This is a genomic window from Isoptericola hypogeus (assembly GCF_039531145.1).
Classification (GTDB): domain Bacteria; phylum Actinomycetota; class Actinomycetes; order Actinomycetales; family Cellulomonadaceae; genus Isoptericola; species Isoptericola hypogeus.
The window spans coordinates 2,024,339-2,039,339 of record NZ_BAAAPM010000003.1; the positions used below are offsets into that span (position 1 = coordinate 2,024,339).

The window sequence follows — 15,001 nt, forward strand, 5'->3', positions numbered from 1 at the left end:
CGCTCCGGGTAGCCGACGAGGTCGCGACCCGCACCCACCGGCGACCCCTCGTCCTCACGCTCGACGGAGGCTTCATGGACACGTCACCCGCCGTACCCCCCGCGCCCGCCCCGACGACGGCGTCCGCCGGCACCGACCTCGTGCTCGGGCTGGGCGTGGAGGTGGCCCGGGACCGGGTCCGCGTCGCGCTGGTGGACTCAGGCGGCACGGTCCGGGCGCGCGCCGAGCGACGCGACGTGCCGGCGACCCCCGCCGTGCGGGCGCGTGCGGTGGCCGCGCTGGCGCACTCCGCGAGCGAGGACGTCGAGGCGCGGCTGGACGGGGGGCGGCGCGTCCGGATCGGGCAGGCCACCGCCGCCTTCCCCGCCGTCGTCGGCGCCGACCGCGCGAGCGTCTACCGGGTGCCGGGGTACGAGAAGGGCGGGACGGCGCTGCGCGACGCCCTGGTCGACGCGCTGGGCTGTCCCGTCACCCTGGAGAACGACGTCAACCTCGCCGCGCTCGCCGAGCTGCACCTGGGTGCGGGCCGCGGGGAGGGCACCTTCGTGGCGCTCGTCCTCGGCGACGGGTTCGGCGCCGGCATCGTGCTCGACGGGAAGCTGCACCGCGGCGTCACGGGCATCGCCGGCGAGGTCGCCTTCCTCCCGCAGCCGGGCCGCGCGCTCGGCGCGCAGGTGCTCGGGGACGTGGCGCTCGCCGGCCTCGCGAAGGAGCACGGGCTGCGCGAGGACGTCACGCTGCGCGACGTCCTCGACCGCGCCGAGGCGGGCGACGAGCTCGCCGACGAGGTCGTCGTGGAGGTCGCGCGCCGCCTCGCCGTCGTCCTCGCCTCCGTCGCGATCGTGGTCGACCCCGGCCTGTTCGTCCTCGGGGACCAGGCCGCACGACCGCCGGTGTACGACCGGGTGGCCTCCTTCCTGCGCGACCAGGTGGCGGTGCTCCCGGTGCGCGTGGTCCCGTCGCCGCTCGGGTCGGACGCCGTCGTGCTGGGCGCGGCGCGGGCCGCGAGCGAGGCCCTGCGGTGACGGCGGCCGACGCCCCGTCCGACCTCACCGTGCGGCTGGGCCTCGAACCCGGCGCCCGCGCGATCATCCTCAACGCCGACGACCTCGGCATGTGCCGGGCCGCGAACCGCGCGATCGTCCCGCTCCTCGCCGCCGGCCACCTGGACTCGACCACCGTCATGGTGCCGTGCCCGTGGGCGCCCGACGCGCTCGCGTCAGCCGCCGCGGACCCGACGCTCGACGTCGGCGTCCACCTCGTCCTCACCAGCGAGTGGACCCGCTACCGGTGGCGCCCGCTCACCGGGGTCGGCACGTCGCTGGTGGACGACGCGGGGTACTTCCCCGCGGACGTGCCGACCGTCGAGACGCGGGCCCGCGACGAGGACGTTGCGGCCGAGCTCGCGGCCCAGCTCGACGCGGCCCTGGCGGCCGGCGTCGACGTCAGCCACCTCGACAACCACATGGGCTCCGTCTACGGGCTGGCGACGGGCCGGTCGTTCCTGCCGCAGGTGCTCGAGCTCGCGGCCGCCCGCCGCCTGCCGTTCCGGCTGCCGCGCTCCGTCGAGGGGCTCGACGTCGTGGGGGGCGACGTCGGCGACCCCGCCGCCCAGCAGAAGCTGCTCGACGACGCGACGTCGGCGGCCGACGCCCTCGGCGTCGTCATCCTCGACCGCCTGTGGACGCACCCGTTCGAGCTGGCGGGGGAGGGCACGGCCGACGCCGAGGACTACGCGACCGTCAAGGCCGGGTTCCTCGACCTGCTGCGCTCCACGCGGCCCGGGGTGACCGAGATCTTCCTCCACCCGATGATCGACGACGCCGAGCTCGCCGACACGGTCGACTACGCAGCCCCCAAGCGCGGGTACGAGCGCCGGCTGCTGGCCGACCCGGACGTCGCGGCCACGATCGCCGCCGAGGGGATCGTGCGGGTCGGCTGGCGCGACCTGCGGGCCGTACAGCGAGGCGAGCGGTGAGCACCACGGCACCCCCGCAGGGTGCGCTGGCCCGGCTGCGCGGCCGCCGTCTGGTGGGCGCGCCGTCCCGCGCGCAGACGGTGGCGTACGGCGCGTCCGCGTTCCCCGCGAACCTGCTGCTGCAGACGTTCTCCGCCTTCGTCGTGTACTTCTACGTGGACCGCCTCGGCGTCCCCGCGGGCTGGGTGGCGGGCGCGATGGTCGCCCACGGCGTCCTCAACGCGCTGCTCAACCCGCTCGTCGGGGCGGCGTCCGACCGCCGGCGCACCCGGTGGGGCCGCCGGGTGCCGTGGATCGGCCTCGGGACCGTGCCGCTCGTGGTGGCGTTCGCGCTGGTGTGGATGCCGCCGCCGCTGGCACCCGCGGGGCTGGTCGTGTGGTTCCTCGTGGTCGTGGCCGTCTACGACGTCGCGTACGTCGCCGTGGTGCTCAACGTGTCGGCGCTCTTCCCGGAGATCTTCCGCACGACCGCGGAGCGGGCGCGGGGCAACTCCCCGCGCCAGCTGTTCGCCCTGGTGGGGATGATCCTGGGCACGGCGGGCGCGCCTCTGCTGTACGACTCCGTCGGCTGGGCCGCCATGGGCCTGGTGCTCGCCGCCGTGAGCCTCGGCTTCCTGTGCTGGTCGCTGGCCGGGATGGTGGAGCGGGACGCGGACGACGCCGTGCGCGCCCGGGAGGCGGCGGTCGGCCTGCGCGACCAGCTGCGGTACACGTTCGCGAACCGCGCGTTCGTCACGTACGTGCTGGGCTCGCTGCTGCTGCAGAGCACGACGGCGGTGCTGCTCGCGGGCGTCCCGTTCTACGTCGACTACACGCTGGGCGGCGACGAGGCGGACGCGACCCTGCTGCTCGCGCCGATCTTCGTGGCCGCGATCCCGTCGATCCTCGGCTGGTCGTGGGTGGTGCGCCGGGTGGGGCCGCGCTCGGCGATGCTCGCGGTGGTCGCGGTCTACGGGCTGGCGACCTGCCTCTACCTGATCCCCACGACCGTGCTCGGAGCCGCCGCGGCCGGGCTCGCGGTCGGCGTCGGCGTCGCCGGGCTGATGCAGGTCCTGGAGGTCACGCTCGGCCAGGTGATCGACGACGACGAGCGCCGCACCGGGCTGCGGCGCGAGGGCATGTACTTCGGCGCGAACGGGTTCGTGGTGCGCGGGTCGGTCGTCGTGCAGGCCGTCGTGCTGGCCGGGGTGCTCGCCGCGAGCGGGTACGTCGAGGGTGCCGATGCGCAGGTCCCGGCCGTCGCGACGGGCATCCGACTGCTCCTCGGCGGTGTGCCGGTGCTGCTGGCGGCGCTCGCGTTCGTCTGCTTCTGGCTCTACCCCCTGCGCGACCGGGCCTGACACCAGCCGGCCTGGGCGGCGGCCCGCCGGCGGGTACCGCGGCGGTGTGAGAGTCGCCACCCGGCAGCGTGCTGCCGTGACGCCGACCCCTCGTGCTCCGTATGGTGGAACGTCCTTTCCATACGTCCGAAGGAGCATCACCCATGTCGCAGACCGCCACGCGTGCGGGGGGCGGAGCCCGGCGGTCCGGGCTCCTGGTCGCGGGGGCGCTCGCCGCGGGTGTCGTGCTGACGGGCTGCGGAGTGCCCGACGGGCCGGACGACGTGGTCGTCACGCCGGCGCCGCCGTCGTCCGATCCCACGACGCAGGCACCGGCGACGCAGGCACCGGCGGCTCAGGACGAGGCTCGCGACCCGGGAGAGACCGCGCCCCTCACCGTCCGGTACTCCGACGGGTACAAGACCGTCGTGACCGTCGACCCCGGCCAGCTCGACGAGCTCACCGCGGTCACGGTGGACGGCGGGGGCGCCGGCGCGGTGGACGACGCCGCGACGGCGCTCGCGGACGCCGGCACCTGGTCGCCGTACCCGGAGACCGTCGATCACGCCGAGGTCATCGCCGAGGCGGCCCGCCGCGAGTCCGACCGCCTGCACGGCATCCTCACCGGGGCGTCGTACGGCGAGGATGTCGGGCTGCGCCTGGTCGTCGAGCATCACGAGCACGCGCACGTCGCGCACTTCACCGGCAACGACGGCTGATACCCGCGGACCCGCGCGTCGGTGATCTCGAGCAGCCATCTCCCGTAGAGTCGGCCCCGCCGCGGCCGCTCGGTGTCCTCGTCCGACCGCGGATTCCCACGACCTTCTCGCGCGACGCCGCGCGCCCTCGACCTCGACCGACGGCGGCCGTGTGCGCCGTCACGACGACGCGTGCACCGCCCCCTGGGCGTGCCACCGACCGCCCCCGGAACCGAACGGAGCCCTCCGCGTGCCGGACGACCTGCGTGCCTCCTTGCCCGACCCCGCCCCCGTGCCGGTGCCGGCGACGGGCGCCCCAGAGGCCGCGTCGTCCGGCTCGTTCCGGGCCGCGTTCTCGTCGGTGCGCCGGCTGCGCACCGAGGTCCTGGCGGGCCTCGTCGTCGCGCTGGCGCTCATCCCCGAGGCCATCGCGTTCTCGATCATCGCGGGCGTGGACCCGCGCATCGGTCTGTTCGCGGCGTTCACGATGGCGGTGACGATCTCGTTCGTCGGCGGACGACCGGCGATGATCTCGGCCGCCACGGGTGCCGTCGCGCTGGTCGTCGCGCCCGTCGTGCGCGACCACGGCCTCGACTACCTCGTCGCCACCGTGATCCTCGGCGGGATCCTCCAGGTCGTGCTCGGCCTGCTCGGCGTCGCCAGGCTCATGCGGTTCATCCCCCGCTCGGTGATGGTCGGCTTCGTCAACGCGCTGGCGATCCTCATCTTCACCTCGCAGCTGCCGCACCTGACGGGCGTGCCGTTCGCCGTCTACCCGATGGTCGTCGCGGGCATCGCGATCATCGTGCTCTTCCCGCGCCTGACGAAGGTCGTCCCGGCGCCGCTGGTGGCGATCGTGCTGCTCACTCTCGTCACGGTGACCGCCGCGATCGCCGTACCGACGGTGGGGGACGAGGGCGCGCTGCCGGAGTCGCTGCCCGCCCTCGGTCTCCCCGACGTGCCGTTGAGCCTCGAGACGCTGCAGATCATCGCCCCGTACGCGCTGGCGATGGCGCTCGTGGGTCTCATCGAGTCGCTGCTCACCGCCAAGCTGGTCGACGACATCACCGACACCCACTCGAACAAGACCCGCGAGTCCTGGGGCCAGGGCGTCGCGAACGTCGTCACCGGGTTCTTCGGCGGCATGGGCGGCTGCGCCATGATCGGCCAGACGATGATCAACGTGAAGTCCTCGGGCGCGCGCACCCGGCTGTCGACGTTCCTCGCCGGAGCCTTCCTGCTGGCGCTCGTGGTCGGACTGGGGGACGTCGTCGCGATCATGCCGATGGCCGCGCTGGTGGCCGTGATGGTCATGGTGTCGGTCGGGACGTTCGACTGGCACTCCGTGCGGCCGTCCACCCTCCGGCGCATGCCGAAGTCGGAGACGGCGGTCATGCTCGCCACGGTCGCCGTCACGGTGGCCACCCACAACCTCGCGTACGGCGTCGTCGTCGGCGTGCTCGCGGCGGCCGTGCTGTTCGTGCGCCGCGTCGCGCACCTCACCCGCGTGCGGCGGCTGGACGTGTCGGACGACGACGGCGAGCGGGTCTACGCCGTCGACGGCGAGCTGTTCTTCGCGTCCTCGAACGACCTGGTGTACCAGTTCGACTACGCGGGCGACCCGTCGCGCATCGTCGTCGACATGTCCGGCGCGCACGTGTGGGACGCGTCGACCGTGGCGGCGCTCGACGCCGTCCAGCACAAGTACGCCGCGCACGGCAAGACCGTCACGTTCCGGGGCCTCGACGCCGACAGCGCGGCGCGCCTGGAACGGCTCGGCGGCCGGCTGGGCGCCGGCCACTGACGTCCGCCGGTCGAACTCGTCGAGACCAAGTCCTCAGTTTCGACAGGCTCAACCGACGGCTTCGTCGGTCGAGCGGCGGCTTTCGTCGGTCGAGCTTGTCGAGACCACGTCCTTGGTCTCGACCGGCTCGGCCCGAGGGCCCCCCGGCCACACCGCGTGCAGCACGGCGACGGTGAGCAGCGGGACGGCGGGCACGAGCGCGATGACGGCGATGCGCGCGCCGAAGTCGTTCACGACGGAACCGGCGACGCACACGATCCACAGCGCGAGGACGGTGGGCCGCAGGAGCGGCCACGCGGCCTCCGTGCGCGTGAACCAGCGCGGCGTGAACCGCCCGGGCGCGAACAGCAGCAGGGCGCACGTGGCCAGCACCAGCAGGGTCAGCCAGACGGGAGCACCGCCGAGCACCGACCGGAGCGCGTACCCGGCCTTGCGGGCGAGCGTCTCCCACGCCTCGCCCTCGACCACCTGTCCGACGAACCGCCCCAGGTGCGAGCGCTGGTCGGCCGGCCGCAGCCAGTCCAGGACGCCGACCGCCGCGACCGCCGCCACGCCCGCGGCGGCCACCGCGAAGAACCGTCGCCACGTGAGGCGGGCGCCCGAGGCGGCCAGCCCGAGCACGGCGAACGCCGGCACGAGCACCAGCCCGCCGCCGAGGTCCGCGCCCAGGGTGGGCCAGACGTCGACCGCCATCGTCACCAGGCCGATCGCACCCACGGCCACGGCGGCCAGCACCCGCCGGCCCCGGTTCACCAGCGCCTGCGCGAGGGCGGCGGCCGCCACCAGGGCGGCGACGGCGTACACGGAGAAGGTCGGGTTGCCGAAGCCGTAGAAGCGCGCCCCGAACGTCGGTGCCGAGCCCAGCGGGCTCGCGCGGTTGAGCGGGGTCCCGATCAGGGCGTCCAGCGTGAGCACCCCGAACGTGATGCCGGCGACGATCCCCGGCCCGAGCCACACCGGCCGCCGGGGCGCCAGCGCGCCGAGCGCCGCGACGACGGCCGTCGCGCCGACGGTCGACGCCACGATGGCGAGGGTCGGCGCGTCGAAGCGCCACCAGCCCGTCAGGGACACGAGGAACGCCGAGGCCGGGAGCGCGGCGAGCACCAGCGCCGCGCCCCGCGCCCAGGCCCACGCGGCCCGCCGGCGTACCGGCCCGCCCGCCGCCCGGGCTCGCGCCGCCCGAGCCCCGAGCAGCAGGCAGGCCGCCGCCAGGGCGAGGCCCGCGTACAGGGGCAGGTCGACGAAGGCGGTGTACACGGTCCGGCGCACGTGGTCGAGCCCGGTCAGGTCCGCGAGCGACTCGGCCGACGACGCCGCGTCGGTCGGTCGTGGCGACCCCCACGCGAGCGGGGTGTCCTGCACGGGGGCCGCCGGGGTGAGCCCGGCCGCGCCGAGCACGGTCGCGGGGACGTCGAGGAGGCGGGCGACGCCGTCGGTGCGGGTCGCGGCGCTGGTGAGGTAGCGCGGCTGGTCCGGGCCGTCGTCCGCCGCCGGGCGTGCGAGCGCGACGCCGAGCACGGGACGCGCGCCCGGCTGGCCGGAGACGTCGACGACGAGCACCGTCGCCGTGGCCGGGGCGGCGTCCAGCACGCGGCGCACCGTGTCGTCGACGTCGGTCAGTCGGTCGGCGTGCACGGCCTCCCTGGCCGCCCGGGCCTCGGCGCCGGTCAGGTCGGTGTCGGCGGGGGGAGCCGTCGCGTCCCCGGCGTCCACGACCGTGACCGGGCACGCGTACGCGTCGGTGCCGAGGTCCAGCGCGGCGTCGAGGTCGCGGTACCGCTCGACCGCGCCCGCGGGGTCGGCGAGCGCCAGGGCCGCGCCGGGCCCGACGGCCGTCGCGCAGGTGGCCGGCGCGAGCTGGGCCCCGAGGGTGCCGAGGCGGGCCTGGTAGGTCGACCCCTGCTGGAGGCCGACCAGGGTCTGCCAGCCCTCGACGGTGGCGCCGTCGCCCGCGGGCACGGGCCGCGTCGTCGCGCAGACCCACGTCCCGTCGGGGGCCTGCTCGGTGGCGGACTCGGCGAGCGTGCCCGCGGAGAGCGCGAGCCAGCCCCCGGCGACGCACCGGCCGGCGGCGCCCGTCGGCTGGGAGATGCCGCCCGCGCCGGCGCCGTCTGACAGCAGCCCGTGCAGGGCGGGCGCGCGACCCTCGGCGACGTCGTCCCACCGCACCCCGGACGTGCCGACGACGACGAGGGGGGCGTCGGTCGACAGGGTGTCCGCCCGGGTGGGCGCGACCTGGGCCCCCGCCTGCGCGGCGTCCGACTCCGACCGCACCCCGGCCGCGTCGATCACGCTCGTCGCGAGCAGGAGCGCCAGGAGCAGCGCCCCGCTCACCGTCGCCAGCATCGTCGGGATGCGCCGGATCCCCGGCTCGTCGGACGGCGTACCGGCCGGGGCCACCGCCTCGGCGCCGGGGGCGATGCGCCCGGCGAGGACGACGGGCACGGACAGCGTGAGCACGAGGAACGCGATCGCGACCCCGGAGTCGTTGAGCAGCGTGCCGACCGCGGCGGTCACGACGAGCGCGACGACGAGGCGGCGCAGCAGCGGGTCGCGACGGTAGGCGTCGGCCACGGCGGGCAGGCGCGCCCGGTCGGGGTCGAGCACGGCCCACGCCGCGGCGACGCACGCCAGGAGCGCGGCGGCCCCGGCCGGGTTGGCGACGGTCGCCCACGCGCCCGCGGCCTTGCCCGCCACGACCCCGACGGCGCGCCCGTCCACCACCGACTGCACGAACCCGCCGAGGTGGCTGCTGCCGCCCCCGACCAGCCAGTCCGCGACGGCGACCACGGCGACGACGGCCACCGTCAGCCCGCCCACGAGCAGCGCCCGGCGCCAGGTCACGCGCACGCCGGCGATGCCGAGCGCCAGCACGGCGAAGCCGGGCAGCAGGGCGAGGATGCCGCCGAGGTCGGCGCCGAACGGGGGCAGGCCGTCGACGACCACGGTCACGGCACCCACCGCCCCGGCCGCCCACGCGGCGCGTGCCGGTCGGGCGCCGCGGGCCCGCAGCACGGCCGCGATGCCGGCGGCGAGCACGATCCCGGCCACGGCGTACACGGCGAAGACGGTGTTGGAGAAGCCGTAGAAGCGGGCGCCGAGCGACGGGGCCGGGCCCAGCAGCGACCCCTGCTGCAGGGTCGTGCCGGTGAGGCCGTCGACGGTCAGGACCAGCCAGGTGACGCCCGCGAGGCTGGTGGTCAGGCGCCACGGCGACGGGGGGAGCAGCCGGCGGGCCGCCCACGCCACGGTCGCGGCCACCCCGGCGGCCACTGCGAGGGACAGCACGAGCGTCGTCACGGGGGAGGGCCAGGCCCACCAGCGCGAGAGCGTCGCCAGCGACGCGGCGACGGGCAGGCTCGACGCGACCACGAGGACCGCCAGCGCGATGCGCCGCCCGTGCCGCGTCCGCTCGCCGCCGCCGTCGTCGTCGAGCACGCCGGAGCGGCGACGCCGCGCGAGCAGCAGGGCGCCGACCACGGCGAGGTCGGCCACCACGATCAGACCCAGGAGCAGCGGCGCCAGGCGCGGCACGGTGTCGGTGAGGACGCTCAGGTACTGGCGGTTCTCGACCGTGCGGGCCACGGAGATACGGCGGTCGTCGCCCCGCTCCAGCGGGGAGCCGGTGAACGGCGCGAGCGCCTCCGCCAGCGGGTCGTCGTCGGCCTCCGCCTCGGCGTCCTCCTCCGGCACGGGGGCGGTGCCGGAGAGCGCGCCGCCCGTCACGGCGTCCGCCACCGTGGCCGAGAGGTCGGCGAGCACGACGACGCCGACCCACCGCGACGAGGTCGACGTGAGCCAGGTCGCGCGGCCGCCGGGGGACGTCCAGTCGACGACCGCCTGCAGGTCCGACGGGCCGAGCGGGGTGTCCGAGATGCCCGCGACGACGAGCCGGCCGCCCGTCGGCAGGAGGCCCGCGAGGCGGCCCACCTGGTCGTCGAGCTCCTCGACGGCGTCGCTGCGGTCGCCGGCCGCGTCGGGCAGCACCCCCAGGTCGACGATGGTCGCCGGGCAGGCGGTCACCTGCTCGGCGGTGAGCTGCCCCACGTCCGACAGGTAGCGCGGGACGCTGCCGCCGGAGTCGGCGAGGGCGACGGCCGCGCCAGGGCCGACCGCCGTCGTGCACGTGCCGGCGACGCCGGTGAGGTCGCCCAGCGCGCCGGGCTCGGCGGTCGCGGGCAGCACCGGGTCGGTCGTGGTGAGGTCGGACCAGCCGGGCACCTGCACCGGCTCGGGACCGGCGTCGGTGCCCGGCGGCACCGGCAGGGGCGGGCACCCACGGCCCGACGTGCCCGCCGTGCCCTCGGTGACCTCCGACGCGGCATCGTCCCCGTCGATGTCGGTCGCCTGTTCCTGCGCGGCGTCGTCGGTCTGCGCGACGACCTTGCTGCCCGCGGAGATCGACAGCCACGCGTCGACCGGGCACGTCGGCGTGAGGGTCCGCACGGCGATCGACGCGACCGACCCGCCCCCGATGAGACGCCACAGGTTCGGTGTCCGGGCGGCGTCCACGTCGGACCACTGCAGCCCGGACACGCCCGCGAGGATCAGCGGGGTCTCGGGTGTCGCGGCCTCGTCCTCGGCGCCGGACGACAGCGGGGCCGCCGTTGCCCGGGTCGCCCCGGCGAGCGTCGTGACCAGCACCAGCAGCACGGCCGCGAGCACGGCCGCCGCGACCACCAGGGCGCGGGGGGCGCGGGCGGCCACGGGCGGACGGGCAGGGCTGATCACGCGGGCCAGCCTATGCGGGGCGGCCGGGCGGCCGGGCAGGGCCACCACCCACGCCGCGGACCGGCCCCGGACGTTCACGCGATCAGCGCGTCTCGTGCGGCTGACGTCTGCGGTTCCGCTGCGGGCGGGTGCCTCGTGCCTCGGCCCCCACCCTCCGCCGCACCTCCGGCGTCAGCCGGTCTCGTGCGGCTGACGTCTGCGGTTCCGCTGCGGGCGGGTGCCTCGTGCCTCGGCCCCCACCCTCCGCTGCCCCTCCGGCGTCAGCCGGTGCGCACGACGAGCGCGCCCGGCTCGACCCACGTCTCCAGCTCGACGGCGCGGCCCAGCGGGTCGCCGTCGGCCTGCGCCTGCTCGCCCTCGTCCACGCGGATCACCGCCCGCTTCGCGCGGATGTGGTCGATGCGGCCGATCTTGCCGGGCAGGTCGTTCTTCACGCCGAGCCCCTGCGCCACGACCTCGCCGAGCAGCTGTGCCCAGCCGGCGAGCCCGCCGCGGGTGTCGATCGCCGCCACGTCCAGCTCGCCGTCGTCGATGACGGCGTCCGGCAGCAGCGTGATGCCGCCGGGCAGGCGGCCGCAGTTGCCCACCATGACGCTGCGCAGCCGGGCCTCGACCGCCTCGCCGTCGTCGATCCGGATGGTGGCGTGCATGCGCTTCCCGTGCAGGTGCCGGGCCCCGGCCAGGAAGTACGCCACCCAGCCGACCCTCGCCTTGAGCTGGTCGTCGGCGTCGGCGACCATCGCGGCGTCGAAGCCGAGGCCTGCGATGACGAGGAAGATGTGCGCGGTGTCGGGGTCGTCCGGCAGCTCGGCGTCGGGCGCGTACTCGGAGACGCGGGCGCGCCCTACGTCGATCGTGCGGTCGTGGCCGCCCAGCACGATCGCGAGCGCCTCCGCGACCGAGGTCAGCGGGATGTCGAGGTTGCGCGCGAGCAGGTTTCCGGTGCCCACCGGCAGCAGCCCCATCGGCCGCCCCGTCCCGGCGAGCGCCGAGGCCACCGCGCGCACCGTCCCGTCGCCGCCGGCCACGGCCACGACGTCCGCTCCGTCCTCGAGCGCGGCGCGGGCCTGCCCCGTGCCCGGGTCGTCCACCGTGGTCTCGTAGAACCGGGGGGTCGGCATCGCCGCGTCGGCGCACACGCGCTCCGCGGTCTCGCGCACGTCCCCGGCGCCCTCCTTCGACGGGTTGATGACGACGGCGAGCCGCAGCCCGCCGGTCGTGCCCCGGTCGCCGGCGGGCACCGCCGCGGCGGCGCGACCGCGGGCACGTCGCAACAGCACCAGCGCCACGGTGAGCGCCACGAGAGCGACGACCAGCGCGACGATCCCGATCCACACTCCCCACGGCATGAGGGCAACCTACGGGGAACGCCTGCGCATCGCGAGGTCGCGTCGCGCGCCGAGGTCGTTCGGTCCGGTCGCGTGGTCCGGAATTCCCCGGGGGCTCCGGCTCGACGACCGTTAGGCTGACGGGCGTGATCGACCTCCGCCTCCTGCGCGACAACCCCGACGTCGTCCGCGCGAGCCAGCAGGCCCGCGGCGACAACCCCGACCTCGTCGACGCGGCGCTGGACGCCGACGCGCGCCGCCGCTCGTCCCTGGTGGACTTCGAGACGCTGCGCGCCGAGCAGAAGGCGCTGGGCAAGCAGGTGGCGAAGGCGTCCGGCGACGAGAAGGCCGAGCTGCTGGGCCGCACCAAGCACCTGGCCGAGCAGGTCAAGGCGCGCCAGGCCGACGCTCACGGAGCCGAGCGCGAGCTCGACGACCTGCTCTACCAGATCCCGAACGTCGTCGAGGGCGCGCCCGCCGGCGGCGAGGAGGACTTCGTGGTGCTGCGCCACGAGGGCAGGGTCCGCGACTTCGCCGCCGAGGGCTTCGCGCCCCGCGACCACCTGGCGCTCGGCGAGGGCCTCGGCGCGATCGACATGGCGCGCGGCGCGAAGGTGTCGGGCGCGCGGTTCTACTTCCTCACCGGGATCGGCGCGCGGCTCGAGCTCGCGCTGCTCAACGCGGCGATGGACCAGGCGGTCGCCGAGGGGTTCACCCCGATGATCACGCCGACGCTGGTCAACCCCGAGACCATGCGCGGCACGGGCTTCCTCGGCAAGCACGCGGACGAGGTGTACCACCTGGAGAAGGACGACCAGTACCTGGTCGGGACGTCGGAGGTGGCGCTCGCGGGCTACCACGCCGACGAGATCATCGACCTGTCGGGCGGCCCGAAGCGGTACGCGGGGTGGAGCGCCTGCTACCGGCGCGAGGCCGGCTCGGCGGGCCGGGACACCCGCGGCATCATCCGCGTCCACCAGTTCCACAAGGTGGAGATGTTCAGCTACTGCCCGCCCGAGGAGGCCGCGGCGGAGCACGAGCGCCTGCTCGGCTGGGAGGAGGCGATGCTGCGCAAGGTCGAGCTGCCGTACCGCGTCATCGACACCGCCGCGGGCGACCTGGGCTCGTCCGCCGCCCGGAAGTTCGACTGCGAGGCGTGGCTGCCCACCCAGGAGCGCTTCCTGGAGCTCACCTCGACGTCGAACTGCACCACGTTCCAGGCCCGCCGCCTCGCGGTGCGCGAGCGCACGGCCGAGGGCAGCACGCGCCCCGTCGCGACGCTCAACGGCACGCTCGGCACCACGCGCTGGATCGTCGCGATCCTGGAGAACCACCAGCAGGCGGACGGGTCGGTGCGCGTGCCCGAGGGCCTGCGGCCCTACCTCGGCGGGCTCGAGGTGCTCGAGCCGGTCGCATGACGCCCCACCTCGTCGCCCTCGACATCGACGGCACCCTGCTCGGGTACGACGGCGGGCTGTCGCCGGCCGTGGGCGAGGCGGTCGCAGCGGTGCGGGCGGCCGGGCATCACGTGGTGCTCTCGTCGGGCCGGTCGCTCGTCGCGATGACGCCGGTCGCCGCGCTGCTGGGCATCGACGCCGGGTGGATGGTGAGCTCCAACGGCGCGGTCACCGTGCGCCTCGACCCGGACGCCCCGAACGGGTGGGAGCTCGACCAGGTCCGCACGTTCGACCCGGGCCCGGCGCTGCGGCTGCTGCGCGAGGAACTGCCGGGCGCCCGGTACGCCGTCGAGGACATCGGCATCGGGTTCCGGATGAACGCGCTGTTCCCCGACGGCGAGCTCGACGGCGAGCACCGGGTGGTGGACTTCGAGCAGCTCTGGGCGCGCGAGGTGACGCGCGTCGTCATCCGCAGCCCCGAGCACACGCCGGAGCAGTTCGGTGAGATGGCGGCCCGGATCGGCCTGGACGACGTCACCTACGCGGTCGGCTGGACGGCGTGGATGGACCTCGCGCCCCGCGGCGTCACGAAGGCGTCGGCCCTGGAGCGCCTGCGCGGCGTGCTGGGCGTCGACCCGTCCGCGACCGTCGCCGTCGGCGACGGGCACAACGACGTCGACATGCTGCGGTGGGCGGCGCGCGGCGTCGCGATGGGGCACGCGGACGACCTGGTGCGCAGCGCCGCCGACGAGGTGACCGGGACCATCGACGACGACGGCGCCGCCGCCGTGCTGCGGTCCCTCGTCAGTCGCGGGCGGTGAGCACGACGGGGCCGTCGGCGGTGATCGCGATGGTGTGCTCGCTGTGCGCGCCGCGCGAGCCGTCGGTCGAGCGCAGCGTCCAGCCGTCGGGGTCGGTGTAGATCTCGTCGGTGGTCTCGAGGAACCACGGCTCGACGGCGATGACGAGGCCGGGCCGGAGCGGGAAGCCTCGGCCGGCGCGCCCGTCGTTCGGGACGTGCGGCTCGCCGTGCATGGTGCGCCCGACGCCGTGCCCGCCGAAGTCGGTGTTGATCGCGTACCCGGCCTCGCGCGCGACGGCGGCGATCGCGGCGGAGATGTCGCCGACCTTCTTCCCGGGCTGCGCCGCGGCGATGCCGGCCTCCAGCGCGACCTCGGTGGTGCGGATCAGCCTCGCGTCGCCGGCGGCCCGCTCGGGCGTCGGCGAGCCCCCGACGACGAAGGACACGGCGGAGTCCGAGACCCAGCCGTCCACCGCGGCGGCGAAGTCGATGCTCAGCAGGTCGCCGTCGCGCAGCGCGTAGTCGTGGGGGAGGCCGTGCAGCACCGCGTCGTTGACCGACGTGCAGATGACCTTGCCGAACGGCATCGCGCCGAACGACGGGTGATAGTCGATGTAGCACGACTCGGCGCCGCGCTCCTTGATCATCCGGTGGGCCACGGCGTCCAGCTCGAGCAGGTTCACCCCGACGGCCGCGGCGTCGCGCACGGCGGTGAGCACCTCGGCGACGAAGCGTCCCGCGGGGCGCATCTCCTCGATCTCGCGCGGGCTCCTCAGCTCGATCATCTGTCGTCCTTCGTCGTCGTTCCGTCGTCGTGGTGGTCGTCTCCGCCGCGCCACGCGCCGGGCAGGCGTCCGGGCGCGGGGTGGTCGACGAGGTCAAGGGTGGCACGGATCGTCATCGCATCGTGACCGGAGTTCGCCCTCATCCCGGTTGCGGCCCGC

General features: G+C 75.8%; 10 protein-coding genes. 7 read left to right on the top strand and 3 right to left on the bottom strand.

The annotated features are described in order from the left end of the window. Positions 1-74 precede the first annotated feature (74 nt). The 5 genes from ABD254_RS11295 to ABD254_RS11315 all read left to right on the top strand — a co-directional run bounded on the left by ABD254_RS11295 (position 75) and on the right by ABD254_RS11315 (position 5,799). A complete protein-coding gene (locus ABD254_RS11295) occupies positions 75-1,025 on the top strand; it encodes an ROK family protein (RefSeq protein WP_344248448.1) in 951 nt (316 codons plus the stop codon). After that, positions 1,022-1,978 carry a ChbG/HpnK family deacetylase gene (locus ABD254_RS11300; RefSeq protein WP_344248449.1) on the top strand — a complete coding sequence of 319 codons (957 nt, stop codon included), beginning with the start codon at positions 1,022-1,024 and terminating at the stop codon, positions 1,976-1,978. The genes ABD254_RS11295 and ABD254_RS11300 overlap by 4 nt, the downstream gene beginning before the upstream one ends. Beyond that, on the top strand, positions 1,975-3,318 hold the full coding sequence (locus tag ABD254_RS11305) for an MFS transporter (RefSeq protein ID WP_344248450.1): 1,344 nt from the start codon (positions 1,975-1,977) through the stop codon (positions 3,316-3,318). The genes ABD254_RS11300 and ABD254_RS11305 overlap by 4 nt, the downstream gene beginning before the upstream one ends. Positions 3,319-3,461: 143 nt before the next feature. Then, the gene (locus tag ABD254_RS11310; protein ID WP_344248451.1) at positions 3,462-4,016 is read left to right on the top strand and encodes a hypothetical protein; all 555 of its coding nucleotides are present in this window, start codon (positions 3,462-3,464) and stop codon (positions 4,014-4,016) included. Positions 4,017-4,245: 229 nt separating this feature from the next. After that, on the top strand, positions 4,246-5,799 hold the full coding sequence (locus ABD254_RS11315) for a SulP family inorganic anion transporter (protein WP_425553718.1): 1,554 nt from the start codon (positions 4,246-4,248) through the stop codon (positions 5,797-5,799). Between the two features lie 48 nt (positions 5,800-5,847). Here the strand turns inward: ABD254_RS11315 and ABD254_RS11320 are convergent, their stop codons facing one another. Together ABD254_RS11320 and ABD254_RS11325 are read right to left on the bottom strand one after the other, a co-directional pair. Further along, positions 5,848-10,530, bottom strand: a complete 4,683-nt coding sequence (locus tag ABD254_RS11320) for a hypothetical protein (RefSeq protein WP_344248452.1) — start codon at positions 10,528-10,530, stop codon at positions 5,848-5,850. A 260-nt stretch (positions 10,531-10,790) separates the two neighbouring features. Then, positions 10,791-11,879 (bottom strand): diacylglycerol/lipid kinase family protein, encoded by a 1,089-nt coding sequence (locus tag ABD254_RS11325; RefSeq protein ID WP_344248453.1) that lies wholly within the window; start codon positions 11,877-11,879, stop codon positions 10,791-10,793. A 125-nt stretch (positions 11,880-12,004) separates the two neighbouring features. Between ABD254_RS11325 and serS the strand changes: the two genes are divergently transcribed. Both serS and ABD254_RS11335 read left to right on the top strand, forming a co-directional pair. Further along, a complete protein-coding gene (serS, locus tag ABD254_RS11330; RefSeq protein WP_344248454.1) occupies positions 12,005-13,276 on the top strand; it encodes a serine--tRNA ligase in 1,272 nt (423 codons plus the stop codon). Beyond that, complete coding sequence (locus ABD254_RS11335; protein ID WP_344248455.1) at positions 13,273-14,076, top strand: HAD family hydrolase; 804 nt, start codon at positions 13,273-13,275, stop codon at positions 14,074-14,076. Before serS ends, ABD254_RS11335 begins: the two co-directional genes overlap by 4 nt. On the opposite strand, the gene map is transcribed toward ABD254_RS11335, so the two are convergent. Beyond that, positions 14,060-14,842, bottom strand: a complete 783-nt coding sequence (gene map / locus ABD254_RS11340; protein WP_344248456.1) for a type I methionyl aminopeptidase — start codon at positions 14,840-14,842, stop codon at positions 14,060-14,062. The genes ABD254_RS11335 and map overlap by 17 nt on opposite strands. Positions 14,843-15,001: the final 159 nt, after the last annotated feature.